11 protein-coding genes are annotated in these 17437 nt (G+C 59.5%); all 11 read left to right on the plus strand.

Annotation, left to right across the window (positions count from 1 at the left end):
• Positions 1-254: 254 nt before the first annotated feature.
• The 11 genes from chvI (at position 255) to addA (ending at position 17410) form a co-directional block, all read left to right on the plus strand.
• Positions 255-983: a two-component system response regulator ChvI gene (chvI, locus tag OK142_RS13370; protein ID WP_080600208.1), complete on the plus strand. Its 729-nt coding sequence runs from the start codon at positions 255-257 to the stop codon at positions 981-983.
• A 56-nt stretch (positions 984-1039) separates the two neighbouring features.
• Entirely contained in the window at positions 1040-2830 is a 1791-nt protein-coding gene (gene chvG, locus OK142_RS13375; RefSeq protein ID WP_498683274.1) for a two-component system sensor histidine kinase ChvG, read from the plus strand.
• Positions 2820-3284 carry an HPr kinase/phosphorylase gene (locus tag OK142_RS13380; protein WP_498683276.1) on the plus strand — a complete coding sequence of 155 codons (465 nt, stop codon included), beginning with the start codon at positions 2820-2822 and terminating at the stop codon, positions 3282-3284. The genes chvG and OK142_RS13380 overlap by 11 nt, the downstream gene beginning before the upstream one ends.
• Positions 3285-3409: 125 nt before the next feature.
• On the plus strand, positions 3410-3811 hold the full coding sequence (locus tag OK142_RS13385) for a PTS sugar transporter subunit IIA (RefSeq protein ID WP_035222011.1): 402 nt from the start codon (positions 3410-3412) through the stop codon (positions 3809-3811).
• Positions 3812-3822: 11 nt separating this feature from the next.
• Positions 3823-4098: an HPr family phosphocarrier protein gene (locus tag OK142_RS13390; RefSeq protein WP_003492846.1), complete on the plus strand. Its 276-nt coding sequence runs from the start codon at positions 3823-3825 to the stop codon at positions 4096-4098.
• Between the two features lie 128 nt (positions 4099-4226).
• A complete protein-coding gene (gene ahcY, locus OK142_RS13395; protein WP_498683278.1) occupies positions 4227-5627 on the plus strand; it encodes an adenosylhomocysteinase in 1401 nt (466 codons plus the stop codon).
• Between the two features lie 209 nt (positions 5628-5836).
• Positions 5837-8419: a sensor histidine kinase gene (locus OK142_RS13400; RefSeq protein ID WP_498683280.1), complete on the plus strand. Its 2583-nt coding sequence runs from the start codon at positions 5837-5839 to the stop codon at positions 8417-8419.
• Positions 8416-9927, plus strand: a complete 1512-nt coding sequence (gene tsaE, locus OK142_RS13405; RefSeq protein WP_498683285.1) for a tRNA (adenosine(37)-N6)-threonylcarbamoyltransferase complex ATPase subunit type 1 TsaE — start codon at positions 8416-8418, stop codon at positions 9925-9927. The genes OK142_RS13400 and tsaE overlap by 4 nt, the downstream gene beginning before the upstream one ends.
• Before the next feature lie 16 nt (positions 9928-9943).
• Positions 9944-10681 (plus strand): nucleotidyltransferase family protein, encoded by a 738-nt coding sequence (locus tag OK142_RS13410; RefSeq protein WP_498683287.1) that lies wholly within the window; start codon positions 9944-9946, stop codon positions 10679-10681.
• Positions 10678-13863, plus strand: coding sequence for a double-strand break repair protein AddB (gene addB / locus OK142_RS13415; RefSeq protein WP_498683290.1), 3186 nt, complete (start codon positions 10678-10680; stop codon positions 13861-13863). The genes OK142_RS13410 and addB overlap by 4 nt, the downstream gene beginning before the upstream one ends.
• Positions 13853-17410: a double-strand break repair helicase AddA gene (gene addA, locus OK142_RS13420; protein WP_498683291.1), complete on the plus strand. Its 3558-nt coding sequence runs from the start codon at positions 13853-13855 to the stop codon at positions 17408-17410. Before addB ends, addA begins: the two co-directional genes overlap by 11 nt.
• The last annotated feature ends 27 nt before the right edge of the window (positions 17411-17437 follow it).

Genomic DNA, 17437 nt, shown 5'->3' on the forward strand with positions numbered 1-17437 from the left:
TTTAAAAAACTTAGTGATTTCAATATATTAATCGATTTAAAAGATTTTATTTCTTTTTAAATCGGTTGAAGACGCATTAAAATCCGGCTGCGGCGTTTTCACCGAAATCCCCTCATCGCGCTGCGGATTTGGCTGCGAGATTTCCTTTGCCACAATTTGTTCCACCTTTATACTCAAGAGAGTGGCTCACGGCGCACAACCTTGGCTGGGTGAATGTCGGGAGTTACGAGAAAATGACGATGGAGACCAACTACATGCAGACTATCGCGCTTGTCGACGATGACCGGAACATTCTCACTTCGGTATCGATCGCGCTCGAAGCCGAAGGGTACCGGGTCGAAACGTATACGGACGGCGCGTCCGCGCTTGACGGGCTGATCGCCCGCCCGCCGCAGCTCGCCATTTTCGACATCAAGATGCCCCGCATGGACGGCATGGAGCTTTTGCGGCGTCTTCGCCAGAAATCGGATATTCCCGTTATCTTCCTGACGTCCAAGGACGAAGAGATCGACGAATTGTTCGGCCTTAAGATGGGCGCTGACGATTTCATCACAAAGCCTTTTTCGCAGCGCCTTCTGGTGGAGCGCGTCAAGGCCATCCTGCGCCGCGCCAGCAGCCGCGATGCTTCCCCCGTTGCCGGTGGCGGCGCGGCGAAACCGACTGCGGACCAGCAGGCGCGCACGCTTGAGCGCGGTCAGCTCGCCATGGACCAGGAGCGCCATACCTGCACCTGGAAGGGCGAACCGGTGACACTCACCGTGACCGAATTCCTCATTCTGCATTCGCTGGCGCAGAGGCCGGGCGTGGTAAAAAGCCGCGACGCGCTGATGGATGCCGCCTATGACGAACAGGTCTATGTGGATGACCGCACGATCGACAGCCACATCAAGCGCCTTCGCAAGAAGTTCAAACTGGTCGACGGCGACTTCGATATGATTGAAACGCTTTATGGCGTAGGATATCGCTTCCGCGAAGCGGCCTGAATCGGCACGCAAATCGGAAGAGACCACCCGAAAAGTGGTGGCGAGGACTTAAATACGTGTTGAAGAAAACGCCGGAAACCGTCTCGGACAGTGACGATGCCGAAGATCGCGGCAGCGAACGCCGCCATCGTATCCATCCACTGACGATTATCCGGCGCATCTTCGGCAATGCGGTGTTTTCCAGCCTCACGCGCCGTATTCTTTTCTTCAACGTCGCGGCGACGGTCGTTCTGGTCGGCGGCATTCTCTACCTCAACCAGTTCCGCGAGGGGCTGATCGATGCGCGGGTGGAGAGCCTTCTGACACAGGGCGAAATCATTGCTGGCGCCATTTCCGCCTCCGCCTCTGTTGACACCAACTCGATCACCATCAATCCGGAAAAGCTTCTCGAATTGCAGGCTGGGCAGAGCATCACGCCTGCCCCCAATGACGAGGACTTAAGTTTCCCGATCAATCCTGAACGGGTGGCCCCTGTGCTGCGCCGGCTGATTTCACCGACCCGCACCCGCGCGCGTCTGTTCGATGCCGACGCCAACCTGCTTCTCGATTCCCGCCATCTTTATTCCCGCGGCCAGGTCCTGCGCTTCGATCTGCCGCCGGTGACGCCGGAAACCCAGACCTGGGGCGAATGGTTCACCAGCATGTTCAACCGCATGCTGCAACCAAGCAGCCTGCCGCAATACAAGGAAGCGCCGGGCGGCGACGGCTCTATTTATCCGGAAGTGATGAATGCACTGACCGGCGTGCGTGGCGCCGTCGTGCGGGTCACCGAAAAGGGCGAGCTGATCGTTTCGGTTGCCGTGCCGGTGCAGCGCTTCCGGGCCGTGCTCGGCGTGCTGCTGCTGTCGACGCAGGCGGGCGATATCGACAAGATCGTGCATGCAGAGCGCCTTGCCATCATGCGCGTCTTCGGCATCGCCACGCTCGTCAATATCGTGCTGTCTCTGTTATTGTCCTCGACAATCGCCACGCCGCTCCGGCGGCTCTCGGCCGCCGCGATCCGCGTGCGTCGTGGGGCGAGAACCCGTGAGGAAATACCGGATTTCTCAGCGCGTCAGGACGAGATCGGCAACCTCTCCATCGCGCTGCGTGAAATGACGACGGCGCTCTATGACCGCATTGATGCGATCGAAAGTTTCGCCGCCGATGTGAGCCACGAGCTCAAGAACCCGTTGACGTCGCTGCGCAGCGCCGTGGAAACGCTGCCGCGCGCCAAGACCGAAGAGTCCAAACAGCGCCTGACAGAAATCATCTTCCACGATGTCCGCCGCCTCGACCGGCTGATCAGCGATATTTCGGATGCCTCGCGGCTCGATGCCGAGCTGGCACGCGCCGATGCATCGCCGCTCGATCTCGATGTGCTGATGAAGGGGCTTGTGGATATATCCCGCCAGATCAGCACCAAAAAGAAAAGCGTGACGATCGATTATGTTGCCGATCGCAAGGCAGGCGCCAAAACCTCCTTCGTGGTGAATGGTCACGATCTTCGTATCGGCCAGGTCGTTACCAACCTCATCGAGAATGCGCGCTCTTTCGTTGCCGAGGAAAGCGGCCGCATCACCGTTCGCCTTTCCCGCCACAAGGATCGTTGCATCGTGCAGGTGGAGGACAACGGACCCGGCATTCAGGCAGAAGACATCGACCGGATTTTCGAGCGCTTCTACACCGACCGGCCGGCAAGCGAAGGTTTCGGCCAGAACTCCGGCCTTGGCCTTTCCATCAGCCGCCAGATAGCCGAGGCCCATGGCGGCAGCCTCAGGGCGGAAAATGTCGTCGACAAATATGGCGTGATTTCCGGCGCGCGCTTCACCCTGTCGCTGCCGGCGGCCGAGACCCATGAACGCTGAACGCTTCAACCTGCACGCAACCGCCATCGTCGTTCAAAATACCGGCATTCTTTTCACCGGACCGTCCAGCAGCGGCAAAAGCGAGCTTGCCTTCAGTTTCCTGACGGAAGCCGAACGGTGCGGATTGCCGGCCGCATTGATCGCGGACGATCAGATCTTCGTGTATCGCGACGGCGAAAACATCATTGCCGAGAGGCCGGAGGCGATTGCCGGATTGCTGGAACTACGCGGCAGCGGCATTGTTTCGCTTAAAAGCGTTGCGCGCGCTCCACTACATTTCGCCGTCACGACAGTTCTTTCACCGGAAAATCCAAGACTTCCTGAAGATGACGAGGTGTTTCTGCTGCCCTGCGGCGGGCATCTTCCACTCTTACGCATTCCGCTTGCAAGTCTTGCGCCCTATGGAAAATTTGCTGCACTTGCTCAAAATCTTTTTAAAACGAATGTGAAGTGACCGCGATTCGGGCGATTTTAGGCTTGCGATTCGCATTTTCCTCATCAAGATGAAATCCCACCGATGGACAGGATTGCCGCGTTGCGATAGTCGGCAATGAGAGTGCGTGTGCAAGGGAGCATTTCATGATCGGACTAGTGCTTGTCACCCATGGCAAGCTGGCTGAGGAGTTTCGCCATGCGTTGGAGCATGTCGTCGGTCCCCAGAAATTGATCGAGACGGTTTGTATCGGTCCCGAAGACGACATGGATCAGCGCCGGCAGGATATCATCGACGCCGTCACACGCGCCAATGATGGCAATGGCGTCATCATCCTGACGGACATGTTCGGCGGCACGCCCTCCAATCTCGCGATTTCCGTCATGAACAACGGCAATGTCGAAGTCATCGCCGGCGTCAATCTTCCCATGCTGATAAAGCTCGCCGGTGTTCGCAGCGAAGACAACATGGACAAGGCGCTCCAGGATGCGTCCGACGCCGGCCGCAAATACATCAACGTCGCCAGCCGCGTTCTAAGCGGCAAGTGAGAAGTCAGCCCATGTCGCCATTTTCCCGGGAATTACCGATCATCAACAAACGCGGTCTCCACGCCCGGGCATCCGCGAAGTTCGTGCAGATGGTCGAGGGGTTCGACGCGACGATCACGGTTTCCAAGGATGGCATGACCGTTGGCGGCACTTCCATCATGGGTCTCATGATGCTGGCGGCGAGCCCCGGCTGCAGCGTCTATGTCGAGGCAAGCGGCAACCAGGCGGAAGAAGCGCTCGCGGCACTCGAGGCGCTTGTCGCCGACCGCTTCGGCGAAGAAGCCTGAACCTCAGCCATATAAAGACATAAAGACTTCTTTATATCATCATTGCCAGATCGTTTGTGGCCTGCTAAACCGCTGCTACGTTTAAAAGCCGGGCTGACAGGCACGGCATTTCTGATCTGGAGAACCTCATGAGCCTTGAGAAGGACTACATCGTCGCCGATATCAACCTTGCCGCATTCGGCCGCAAGGAATTGGACATCGCCGAAACCGAAATGCCTGGCCTGATGTCCTGCCGCAAAGAATTCGGCGAGAGCAAGCCCCTGAAGGGCGCACGCATCACCGGTTCTCTTCACATGACGATCCAGACCGGCGTTCTGATCGAGACGCTCAAGGAACTCGGCGCGGATATCCGCTGGGCATCCTGCAACATTTTCTCGACGCAGGATCATGCAGCAGCGGCCATCGCGGCTGCCGGCATTCCGGTCTTTGCCGTCAAGGGTGAAAGCCTGACGGAATATTGGGAATATACCGACAAGATTTTCCAGTGGACCGATGGCGGTCTCTCCAACATGATCCTCGATGATGGCGGCGACGCCACCATGTACATCCTGCTCGGTGCGCGCGCCGAAGCCGGCGAGGACGTTCTTTCCAATCCCGGCTCCGAAGAAGAAGAAATCCTCTTCGCACAGATCAACAAGCGCCTGAAGGCTTCGCCCGGCTGGTTCACCAAGCAGCGTGACGCGCTGAAGGGTGTTACCGAAGAAACGACGACAGGCGTTCACCGTCTTTACGACCTCAGCAAGAAGGGCCTGCTGCCCTTCCCGGCCATCAACGTCAATGACAGCGTCACCAAGTCGAAGTTCGACAACAAATACGGCTGCAAGGAATCGCTCGTCGACGGCATTCGCCGCGCAACCGACGTGATGATGGCCGGCAAGGTCGCCGTGGTCTGCGGTTACGGCGATGTGGGCAAGGGTTCGGCCGCCTCGCTGCAGGGCGCCGGCGCCCGTGTCAAGGTCACCGAAATCGACCCGATCTGCGCGCTTCAGGCCGCCATGGACGGTTTCGAAGTTGTTCGTCTTGAAGATGTCATTTCGTCGGCCGATATCTTCATCACCACCACCGGCAACAAGGACGTGATCCGCATCGAGCATATGCGCGAGATGAAGGACATGGCGATCGTCGGCAATATCGGCCATTTCGACAATGAAATTCAGGTCGCATCGCTGCGTAACCTCAAGTGGACGAACATCAAGCCGCAGGTCGACATGATCGAGTTCCCGAAGGGCAACCGCATCATCCTTCTGTCCGAAGGTCGCCTGCTGAACCTCGGCAATGCCACGGGTCACCCGTCCTTCGTCATGTCGGCGTCCTTCACCAACCAGGTGCTTGGCCAGATCGAACTCTTCACCAAGCAGAGCGAATACAAGAACGAGGTTTACGTGCTGCCGAAGCACCTCGACGAAAAGGTTGCACGCCTTCATCTTGAGAAGCTCGGCGTGCGTCTGACGGAACTTACCGACGTGCAGGCAGATTATATCGGCATCTCGAAGCAGGGCCCGTTCAAGGCAGAACACTACAGATATTAATTTCATAGTTAATATCCACTGAAATTACACAATATGTAGATGCCGCGCGCTTGACAAAGCGCGCGGCATCTTTTTTGCGCGCTCCCTTTCCGCAGATTTATGAAGGCGGTATTGTCATCGAACTTGATTCGGACACGCCAAAGGGCGGCGGGGGACGAAATGGGATGTCTTGTCGAAGATGCGGCACATAGGACGGAGACAGACCGGGGATGACGGTTCACAATTCGGATCTGCGCGAGCAGACAGTTCAACGCGTTGAAAACACGCATTCTGGCGTGGCATTGAGCGCGGCTATTGGCCGTTGCCGGCAGGTCGTCAGTGCGGTTCGGACGGGCTTTGCGAGGCTTCCCGTCCTGATGTCGGGTACTATTCTCACCGGCTCTGCAAGCATGGCGCTGGCGCAGGACAGCCTTGCGGCAAAGACCGGCGCACGGCTGTTTTCATCCGGAGAAACAATCACCTATTCGCTTTTTGTCGGCATGCTGTCAGCAACGCTGTTTTCCGTCGTCTGGCTGGTGCGGCAGCGCGGCAATATAGAGGCGGAAAGCAGCGAATATCGCCAGGCACTTGCCCAGTCCCACCACAAGATCGCGAAATATGAAGCGCTGATCTCGGACAAAAGCCGACGCATCGTCATCTGGGATGGTGCGGACAGGCGCCCGGAGTTTCTCGGGCAATTGCCGGTGGAAACGGGCGCACCGCAGGCCGACCATGATTTTCTGGCCTTTGGGCGCTGGCTGAAACCCGCATCCGCAAGCCAGCTTGAAAAATCACTGGAAAAGCTGCGCAGCCACGCGCAAAGTTTCGACCTGACCATCGAGACACAGCGCGGCGAAGTCATTGAGGTTCAGGGCCGGGTTTCCGGCGGCAATGCCTTTGCGCGTTTCATCGCGCTCAACAATCTGCGTGCGGAGCTTGCCGAATTGCAGGTGGAGCGCGAGCGCCTCGTGGCCTCGGTCTCGACGTTTCAGGAACTTCTGGATTCGATCGAGCAGCCCGTCTGGCAGCGCAATGGCGAAGGTGACCTCACCTGGGTCAACCACGCCTATGCGCAGGCAGTGGATGCGCGCAATGCCGACCAGGCCGTTCACGAAAAACGCGAGCTTCTCAATACCGTTACCCGGCAGAAGATACGCGCGGCCGCAACGCCGGAATCGCCCTATCACGACCGTATTTCGACAGTGGTGTCCGGAAATCGTACTTTCTTCGATGTTGTCGACATCAAGACGGCGGGCGGGTCCGCCGGCATCGCCATCGACGCCACAGAAGCGGAAACCATCCGCGAGGAACTCAAGCGGGTTCTGAAAAGCCACGCCGAAACGCTGGATCATCTGGCAACGCCCGTCGCCATTTTCGACGGCCGGCAGCGACTGCAATTCTACAATCAGGCTTTTGCAACCCTGTGGGGTTTCGATCTGGTTTTCCTCGAGTCCGGCCCTGATAATTCCGAGCTTCTCGACAGGCTGCGCACCGCCGGCAAGTTGCCGGAGCAACTGAACTGGAAAAACTGGAAAGAGACGGCACTCTCCGTCTATCGCTCGCTCGATACCAAGACCGATCTCTGGCATCTGCCAAACGGCCAGACCCTGCGGGTCATCGCAACCGCCCACCCGCAGGGCGGCGCGACCTGGGTCTTCGAGAACCTGACCGAACAGGTCGATCTGCAGATGCGCTACAACACGCTGGTGAAGGTGCAGGGCGAAACCATCGACCATCTGGCCGAAGGTGTCGCCGTGTTCGGTGCGGATGGGCGCATTCGCCTTTCCAACCCGGCATTCCGGGCGCTTTGGGGCGTTACCGCGGAACAGGTCGAAACGGGCACCCACATCCGCGCGATCGAAACGGCCTGCACGCAATCCTATGACAGGCCGGACGGCTGGCGTTCTTTCAGCCAGTTCATCACCAGCTTCGACGACGAACGTCCCTCCAGGCAGGGTACGCTTGAGCTGCTCTCCGGCCTCGTGCTCGACTACGCCATCATTCCGCTGCCGGACGCGCAGACCATGCTGACTTTCGTCAACATGACAGACAGCGTGCGGGCCGAGCGAGCGCTGAAGGAAAAGAACGACGCACTGCTCAAAGCCGACGAGTTGAAGAACGATTTCGTGCAGCACGTCTCCTACGAATTGCGCTCGCCGCTGACGAATATCATCGGTTTCACCGATCTCCTGAAGACCCCGGGTATTGGAGAACTGACGGAGCGGCAGGCGGAATATCTCGACCATATTTCCACCTCGTCCTCGGTTCTTCTGACCATCGTCAACGATATTCTCGATCTCGCGACCGTCGATGCCGGCATCATGCAGCTGAATTATTCGGAAAACGATCTGAACGAGTTGCTTGACGATGTATCGGTGCAGATCGCCGACCGGCTGCAGGAGAGCGGCATTTCGCTCGAGGTCGTCGCACCGGCCCATCTTGGCAGCCTGGTGGCCGATCATCAGCGCCTGAAGCAGATCCTCATCAAGCTTCTGACCAATGCGATCAATTTCGCGCCGGAAGGATCTGTCGTTCAGCTTTCCTGCCGGCGCAGCGAGGGCGACTTCCTGTTCTCGGTGGCGGACAAGGGCCCGGGCATCCCGGAAGACATGCTGAAGAGCGTCTTCGACCGCTTCGAGACGCGCGGTAATGGCGGGCGGCGAACCGGCGCGGGGCTTGGCCTTTCCATCGTGGAAAGCTTCGTCAGCCTGCATCACGGCACCGTCAGCATCGACAGCCGACCCGGTAACGGCACCATCGTCACCTGCCGCATTCCCTCCGCCACGCGCCCGCATTCCATCGCCGCAGAATGAGTGACGATATCCTGCCAATCGCCATTTCCCTTGATGGGGAAAAAGACACCATCCGGTTAGGTGAAGATTTGGCGCTGGCTTTGACGGCCGGGGATTGCCTTGCGCTCATCGGCGATCTCGGTGCTGGCAAATCCACCCTCGCGCGTGCTTTCATCCGGGCGATGGCGGACGCACCGGATCTTGAAGTTCCAAGCCCCACATTCACGATCATCCAGACCTACCCCACACGTATTCCGGTCGCGCATCTCGATCTCTACCGGCTTTCGGATGTCTCCGAACTGGACGAGCTCGGCATTGACGAGATGCTGGAGGACGGTATCTGTCTGATCGAGTGGCCGGATATGGCTGCCGAGGTTCTGCCGCCCGAGCAGACCATCAGCTTGACGCTGACCCACTCCGGTGAAGGGCGTCTGGCTGTGATCGACGCTCCCGCGAAGCAAAAAGCACGGCTTGAGCGCGTTTTTGCCATCCGCGCGTTCCTCGCAAAAAATGGCATGGGCGACGCGACGCGCCGTTTTCTGAGCGGCGATGCTTCCACACGCGCCTATGAGACTATTTCCACCGATGGTTCGGACCTTATCCTGATGGACTGGCGACGCCCCTTGAGAGGGGCGATCGTCGCGGATGGCAAGACCTATGCGGAAATCGCCCATCTCGCCCAGGATGCCCGTTCCTTCGTGGCGATCGGCAACTATCTGGGAAATAGCGGCTTTTGCGCGCCGGAGATTCTGGCGGCGGATACCGATCAGGGCATTCTCCTTTTGGAGGACCTCGGACGGGACGGAGTGCTGGCATCTGACGGAACGCCGATAGAGGAGCGTTATCTGCAAAGCGTCGCCTGTCTCGCCGCCCTCCATCAGACGCCCCGGCCCGATCTGCTGCCGGTCGGCGATGGCAGTACTTATGAGGTTCCGCCGTTCGACCGGCAGGCGATGAAGATCGAGGTGTCGCTACTGGTGGAATGGTATCTGCCCCACAAACGCGGCAAGCCGCTCACCGACGGAGAAAAGAGCGACTACTACGCCCTATGGGACAGGCTGATCGATACGCTCGCCGATTGCGAAACGGGGCTTCTGCTGCGCGATTTCCATTCGCCGAATATTATATGGCAACAGCAGAATAGCGGCATCCGGCAGGTCGGACTGATTGATTTTCAGGACGCGATGATCGGCCCGACCGCCTATGATCTCGCTTCCATCGTGCAGGATGCCCGGGTCACCATCTCCCGCGAACTGCAAGCGCGTCTGCTTTCGCACTATCTCGACGGCAGAAGAAACACACCTTCGTTTGAGGAGACCGCTTTCCTCAAGGCCTTCGCCATCATGTCGGCGCAGCGCAACTGCAAGCTTGCCGGTATCTGGGTAAGACTGTTGGAACGGGATGGAAAACCCGGTTATATGCAACATATGCCAAGGACGTTCCGCTATCTTGGCGCAGCGCTTTCGCATCCGGAACTTGCGCCTCTCCGAGACTGGTGCTTGCGCATGGGCATGGAATTTAACGACTGAAAGACGGTTGACCACGATGACGATCAAGAACGCGATGGTGCTTGCCGCAGGGCTCGGCACGCGGATGCGCCCGATCACGGATACGATACCGAAGCCGCTCGTCAAGATCGCCGGCAAGCCGATGATCGACTACGCGCTCGATGCCCTTGTCGAAGCCGGGGCCGAGAGGATCGTCGTCAATGTGCATCACCATGCCGAACAGATGATCGCCCACCTTGAAACCCGCTCGGATGCCGAGATCCTGATTTCCGACGAGCGGTCGCAGCTGATGAATTCCGGTGGCGGGCTTGCCAAGGGCCTGAAACTTCTGGAGCCCGGTCCCGTCTTCGTCATGAACGCCGATCTTTTCTGGATTGGCGAGCAGCTGAATGCCGTCAGCAATCTGCGCAAGCTTGCGCAATTCTTCGATGCCACGCACATGGATATGGCGCTGCTCTGCGTCGACATGGACCGCACAACCGGACATAACGGCAAGAGGGATTTCAACCTCTCTGCCAGTGGCAAACTGGCGCGTTATCGCGACGGTGATCCGAACCCGGTGGTTTATGCCGGGGCGATCGCCATGGATTCGCGCCTGCTTGACGATGCGCCGACGGATGCCTTCAATCTTAATATCTATTTTGACCGCGCCATCGAAAAAGACCGGCTTTTCGGGCTTTCACTGGATGGCCACTGGATCACCGTCGGCACGCCGGATGCGATAGAAGACGCCGAAAGCATTATCCGGCAATATAGGGAAAAGCGCTCTGCATGACTTTGACCCACCACGCAAAGCGCGTCCTGACGATCGCCGCGGGAACACCGTTCCTCAAGACGCTCGCGGAAACGCTGTGTGACGGGACACTGACATCCGGCTATCAATATGACCCGGCCGATCCGCTTTCGCTCGCCAAGGTGACGATCTATGTGCCGACCCGGCGCTCCGCCCGCGTGCTGCGCTCCGAATTCGTCGATCTTCTGGGTGGTCGATCCGCCATTCTGCCGCTCATCCGGCCACTCGGCGAAACGGATGACGACAGCGGCTTCTTCGAAATTGAAAATCCCGAGATCATGGATCTGGCGCCGCCGATCTCCGGCACCGGCCGGCTGATAGAGCTGGCGCGCCTCATTCTAGCATGGCGCAACAGCCTGCCGGACGCCATCAGGGCGATCCATTCGGATTCACCGCTCGTCGCCCCCGCCAGCCCCGCCGACGCCATATGGCTGGCGCGCGCGCTCGGCGAGGTGATCGATGCGATGGATACCGAAGAAAAGGAATGGGAAGCTCTTCAGCATCTCGATACCGGCGATCACGCCCAATGGTGGCAGCTGACGGCGGATTTCCTGAAGATCGCCAGCATCTTCTGGCCTGCCCGTCTCGCCGAGCTCAACCGCACCTCCGCAGGCCGGCATCGAAACGGCATCCTGCGGGCGGAGGCCAACCGGCTTGCTAATCTGCCGGATACCGGACCGATCATCGTTGCGGGCTCCACGGGCTCCATTCCGGCGGCAGCTGACCTCATCGCCTCCGTTGCCTCCCTGCCGCAGGGCGTGGTCGTGCTTCCAGGTCTCGATCTTTCGATGCCGGAGGAGCAATGGGAGGCGATTGCCGAGGACCCCACCGACCCTTCCAGCCGCACCCATTCGCAATATGGGCTTTACATGCTTTTGCAGAAGCTCGGCATCATGCGCGACGATGTCGTTCAGATCGGCGCTGTCGACAGCGATCTCGAAAAACGCGCGGCGGTGTTTTCAGCGGCACTCGCGCCGGCCAAATCCACCAGCGACTGGAACCGCTGGCGTGAGGAGAAGCAGCCCGGCTTTTTCGACGATGCTTTCGCAGCGGCGACCCTGATAGAAGCTGCCAATGAGCGGGAAGAGGCAACCGCAATCGCGGTGGCGCTGCGGCTGGCGCTTGAAGCGCCGGGTGCCGGGCGTTCGTCTCAGGCAGCGCTGATCACGCCCGACCGCGGACTGGCGCGGCGCGTTGCGACGGAACTGCAGCGCTTCGGTATCGAAGCCGATGATTCGGCCGGCACGCCATTATCCGCCACGCCACAGGCGGGGCTGACGCAACTGGCGCTGGAAGCGATCCTCAGGCCCGGAGATCCGGTGCCGGTCATTTCCCTTCTGAAACATCCGCTCAGCCGTTTCGGGCTTTCTGAGGAAGCATTCACGACGGCATCTAAAGCGCTGGAGTTGATCGCGCTCAGAGGCGGCCGCGTCGAAACTGAAATCGGCAATCTGGAGGCGGTTCTCGACGCGCAACTCGTGGCGCAGCGCGATGATCGGCACCCGCCTGCCTGGCGGCTGGCACTGCCGGAGGGAAGCGTGGAGGCCGCACACGATCTGGCGCGGCGGATCGCCGTTTCGATAGAGCCGCTCGGTGCTGCATTCGTTCGACGCGACAGGTCGGGCCGGTCTTTCACGGATAAATTACCGCTTTCCGATTGGGCGGAGCGGACCGGCCGGGTGATCGAAGCCATTTGCGCCGATGAAAACAATGATCTTGCCGCGCTCTGGTCCGGCGAGGCAGGCGACAAGCTTTCCGGCCTGTTCGGCGAATTGATGGAAAGCGGCGAAATCCTCGATGCTGACGGTCCGCAATGGGCCGATATCTTCGCGGCACTGGTGGCCGGCGAATCGATCAAACCGCGATCCATGCGCCATCCACGAATTTTCATCTTCGGCGCGCTCGAAGCGCGTTTGCAGAGCGTCAACACCGTGGTGATCGGCGGCCTCAACGAAGGGCTTTGGCCGGGCCAGACGGCAAACAATCCATTTTTATCCCGCAACATGAAGACAGCCATCGGCCTGGAGCCGCCGGAGAGGCGGATCGGCCAGTTGGCGCATGATTTCGAGATGGCGAACGGCACGCGGCAGATTTTTTACAGCCGGGCGCTCAGACAAGGTTCGACACCCGCCGTCGCATCACGCTGGCTGCAGCGATTGCTGGCACTCGGCGGCGAGGATTTCGCCGACCAGCTGAAGAAGCGTGGCGAGACCTATCGCCACTGGGCGGGTCTGATGGACGCGAGCATTGACCAGGAAGCGGCAAAACGCCCGGCCCCGAAGCCTCCGGCGGAGCTACATCCGAAAAGCTATTCCTTCAGCGAAGTGGGCAGGCTGCGCCGCGATCCCTATTCGATCTATGCGCGGCGCATCCTGCGGCTCGATCCTCTCCACCCGTTCAATCGCGACCCCAACGCCGCCGACCGTGGTACGCTTTATCACGCAATCATCGAACGTTATTCCCGCGAGGGGCATATTCCGGGCACGCCGGCATCGCTTGAGGCCATGCAGCGTATTCTGGATGAAAGTTTCGATGCGCAAGATCTTCCCTTGCATGTCGATGTCATCTGGCGCCCGCGATTCGAGGCGGTGGCGCGCGCCTTTATCGACTGGGAGAAGGAACGACACCCATCCATCCGCCGCAGCTTTTTCGAAGCCCGCGCCGGACAGGAAATCCCCGAGGCAGGCATAAGGCTGACTGGTATCGCCGACCGTATCGACATCAAGACCAGCGGTCAGGCGGATATTATCGATTACAAGACGGGGCTCGCGCCGTCAGTCAATCAGGCGCGCGCGCTGCTTGACCCGCAGCTTGCGCTCGAAGCGGCAGCGCTGATGCGCGGCGCCTTCCGCGAGGCGGGTTCGCATACGCCGGAAAACCTCATCTATGTGCGCCTGCGGCCAGGTGAGCGTTTTTTTGCCGACCAGGTGAATAACGAACATTCCAACCGGAGTAGCAAGAAAGCACCCAAATCGGCAATCGAACTGGCAACCGAATCCATCGACCAGCTGGCCAAATTCGTGCGTTCGCTGCGTGATGGCGAGAATGGCTTTGCCTCACGGCTGGTGCCGGAGGAGCAGCAATCCTATGGCGGGGAATATGACCACCTCGCCCGGGTTTCGGAATGGTCGACGGCGGAACCGGGAGACGGCGATGATGATTGACCCTATCGATCACGGGCCCGCCACGGACACCCCTCAAAGCTGGATCGACTGGACGAGCGACCGGCAGCGGCTCGCCTCCGATCCGGCAAGCTCCGCCTGGGTTTCGGCCAATGCCGGATCCGGCAAGACCCATGTTCTGACCCAACGCGTCATCCGCCTGCTTCTGGCCGGATGCCGACCCTCCGCGATTTTGTGCCTCACCTATACCAAGGCGGCGGCTTCTGAAATGTCGAGCCGCGTTTTCGACCGCCTGGCGGAATGGGCTACATTGCCGGATAATGATCTTAAGGACCGCATTGCCGCCATCGAAGGCAAGGTGCCGGATCGCATCAAGCTTGCTGAAGCGCGGCGGCTGTTCGCCAAGGCGCTCGAAACGCCGGGCGGGCTGAAAATCCAGACGATCCACGCTTTCTGTGAAGCGCTGCTGCATCAGTTCCCGCTGGAGGCCAATGTCGCTGGCCATTTCTCGGTTCTTGATGACCGTGCCGCAACCACCCTGCTGGCCGAGGCGCGCCGTTCGCTCCTAACGGCGGTTTCGACGGAGGGAGACACTGATCTCGCGCAGTCTCTCGCTTATGTGCTTGATCTGGCAGATGAAAGCGGACTTGAATCGCTTCTGACCGCCATCATCGCCAATCGCAGCGCCCTTCGCGCCTTTTTGATCGAGGCAAAACAGGCTGATGGCATCGATGCCCAATTGCGGCAGGCAATGCAGATTGAAGCGGGTGAAACAGAAGAGACGGCAGCGGCGGCCTTCTGGCCCCTGCCCGGCCTCTTCGGGCTTTCCCTCGATACATATCTCACGCTTGCCGACGAAGTGGGCGGATCGCGCGTCATCGACGTCGCTTATGCCCTGCGGGAAGCGAAACGGCAGACGGATTCCGTGCGGCGCATGGAATTCATCGAGGCCGCGCTGTTGACGGCCAAGGGCGAGAAAAAATCCGATGCCTATGTCATCAACAAGGGCATGCAGAAATCGGCACCTGATCTCCTCGACGCGCTGACGCTTGCGCGGGACCATGTCGTTGCCTGCCGCAACCGCTATCGTCTGGTGCGGATGCTGGAGGCGACGAAATGTGCGCTTGTTCTGGCCGAGCGGTTGATCGGCGATTTCGAGGATCTGAAAAAGCAGCGAAGCCAGCTCGATTTCGAAGATCTGATCGAACGCGCCGCCAACCTCCTCAACCGCGATACGGCGGGTGCCTGGGTGCATTACAAGCTGGACCAGGGCATAGACCATATTCTCGTCGATGAGGCGCAGGATACGAGCCCGGTGCAATGGTCAATCATCCAGTCGCTGGCGGCGGATTTCTTCACCGGCGAGAGTGCCCGCCTAGGCCGGCGCACGCTTTTTGCAGTGGGTGACGAAAAGCAGTCGATCTATTCGTTTCAGGGCGCAAGGCCGGAACGGTTCTCCCAGGAGCGCGACGAGACAAAAAGGCGCGTCGATTCGGTCGAGCAGGCGTTTCACCGCATCCGCCTGCCGCTGTCCTTCCGTTCCACGGAAGATGTGCTGGCCGCCGTCGATCAGGTCTTCTCCGACCCCAAAAATGCCAGTGGCCTCAGCGCCGATAACGAGCCTGTCGAACACCGTTCCAACCGCGCCGGCCACCCCGGCACGGTGGAAGTCTGGGATATGGTTGCGCCGGAAACCGCCGAGGACGAAGAAGACTGGACAGCACCTTTCGATGCACTTCGGGAAAGCGCGCCGGCCACCATCGTTGCTCGCCGGATCGCCGCGCGCATTGCCGGGATGATCGGGACCCAGACCATCATCGAAAAGGGCGTGGAACGCGCCGTCGAACCGGGCGACATTCTGGTCTTGGTCAGAAAACGCCACGCCTTCGTCAACGCGCTGACGCGCGAGCTGAAACGACGCAAGAACATTCCCGTTGCCGGTGCCGACCGTCTTCGCCTGACCGACCACATCGCCGTCCAGGATCTTCTGGCGCTTGGCCGTTTTGTCGTGCTGCCCGAGGATGATCTTTCGCTGGCAGCACTTTTGAAAAGCCCTATTTTCAATCTCACCGAAGATGATGTTTTCGATGCGGCTGCCTCGCGATCCGATATGGAGAGCGTGTGGCAGAGATTGCAGACACTTTCGCAGGATGAGAGCAGCCGCTTTTCCGCAGTGGTCAGCAAACTCAAAAACTTCATCGCGCTTTCAAAAACGGCAACCGTGCATGATTTCTTTGCCGCGGTTCTGACCCTGCATGACGGTCGCAAGAAGTTCCTCGGCCGTCTCGGCAACGAGGCGAGCGATGTTCTGGACGAGTTCCTGTCCTTTGCGCTTGACCATGAGAGGACAGGCCTGCCCGGCCTGCAGGCCTTCCTTTCCGTTCTGGAAACGGATTCGCCGGAGGTGAAGCGCGAACAGGACAAGGATCGCGGTGAAGTGCGGATCATGACCGTGCATGCCTCCAAGGGTCTTGAAGCGCCGGTTGTTTTCGTCGTTGATGGCGGATCGAAAGCCTTCAACCACAGCCATGTGCCGAAACTGCGCTTCGTGGAAGCGGACGGCGACGCCTTCCCCGTCTGGCTGCCGGGCAGCGGTTTTTCCAATCATCTCATTCGCGCTGACGAGGACCGCCTGAAGACGGCCGCCGAAGATGAATATCGCCGGCTGCTTTATGTAGCGATGACACGCGCTGCCGATCATCTGGTCGTTTGTGGTTATCGCGGCCAGAAGGAAAATCCCGAATGCTGGCATGCCATCGTAAAGGCAGCACTTGCCGACAATGAAAAACACTCGCAGCCGCAACTGTTTGCGGCCGACGGCGAGGAATGGCAGGGGCTGGTCTGGCGCAAGTCCGAGGCCCGCCCGACACCCGCCCCGCAAAGACTGACCGAACCGCAGCAGCACGAAGAATATGCGCTTCCGGCGGGACTTCTCGGCCCCTTGCCTGCCCTACCCTCCCTGCCGAGACCGCTCAGCCCTTCCGGCGCGGGCACCATCATCGATGACGGTGCCGACGATCTGGCCGTGCGTTCACCGCTGTTCGGCGAAAAAGCCGATGCATCCTCACTGGCGCTGCAACGCGGCCGGCTGGTGCATCGCATGCTGCAGGCCCTTCCGGATTTTACCGAGAGTGAGCGGGAAGAGGCGGCCCGCCGCTATGCGGAACGCGCTGCCCGTTTCTGGCCACCCAATGAACGCGAACATCTGATACGGGCCGTCCTGCGGGTGATGTCCGAACCGGCGGTACAGCCGGCATTTTCACCCAACAGCCGTGCGGAAGTTTCCATCATGGGAACCATGACGATCGGCAGGCAGCATTATGCCGTTTCTGGCCGTATAGACCGGCTGGCGGTGGATGGCGACCGGGTCATTCTGGTCGATTACAAGACCAACCGCGTACCGCCGCGCGAGGCGCGTGAAATACCCTTTTCCCACACGGCGCAGCTTGCCATTTATCGCGAAATCCTCGCACCGCTTTATCCCGGCAAGGAATTCGTCTGCGCGTTGATCTACACGGAAAATGCTGCTTTTGTGACGGTAGATGACGATGCCATGAAGCAGGCCCTTGCCGCAATAAAGACAAAGTGAGATACCGGGGCATTGAAATTTCGCCGC

It is taken from the genome of Agrobacterium sp. BT-220-3, assembly GCF_025910175.1.
Taxonomy (GTDB): domain Bacteria; phylum Pseudomonadota; class Alphaproteobacteria; order Rhizobiales; family Rhizobiaceae; genus Agrobacterium; species Agrobacterium oryzihabitans.

Coding starts and splice junctions, on each gene's coding strand:
- chvI (WP_080600208.1), top strand. CDS start 255: ATGCAGACTATCGCGCTTGTCGACGATGACCGGAACATTCTCACTTCG.
- OK142_RS13380 (WP_498683276.1), top strand. CDS start 2,820: ATGAACGCTGAACGCTTCAACCTGCACGCAACCGCCATCGTCGTTCAA.
- OK142_RS13385 (WP_035222011.1), top strand. CDS start 3,410: ATGATCGGACTAGTGCTTGTCACCCATGGCAAGCTGGCTGAGGAGTTT.
- OK142_RS13390 (WP_003492846.1), top strand. CDS start 3,823: ATGTCGCCATTTTCCCGGGAATTACCGATCATCAACAAACGCGGTCTC.
- ahcY (WP_498683278.1), top strand. CDS start 4,227: ATGAGCCTTGAGAAGGACTACATCGTCGCCGATATCAACCTTGCCGCA.
- OK142_RS13400 (WP_498683280.1), top strand. CDS start 5,837: ATGACGGTTCACAATTCGGATCTGCGCGAGCAGACAGTTCAACGCGTT.
- tsaE (WP_498683285.1), top strand. CDS start 8,416: ATGAGTGACGATATCCTGCCAATCGCCATTTCCCTTGATGGGGAAAAA.
- OK142_RS13410 (WP_498683287.1), top strand. CDS start 9,944: ATGACGATCAAGAACGCGATGGTGCTTGCCGCAGGGCTCGGCACGCGG.
- addB (WP_498683290.1), top strand. CDS start 10,678: ATGACTTTGACCCACCACGCAAAGCGCGTCCTGACGATCGCCGCGGGA.
- addA (WP_498683291.1), top strand. CDS start 13,853: ATGATGATTGACCCTATCGATCACGGGCCCGCCACGGACACCCCTCAA.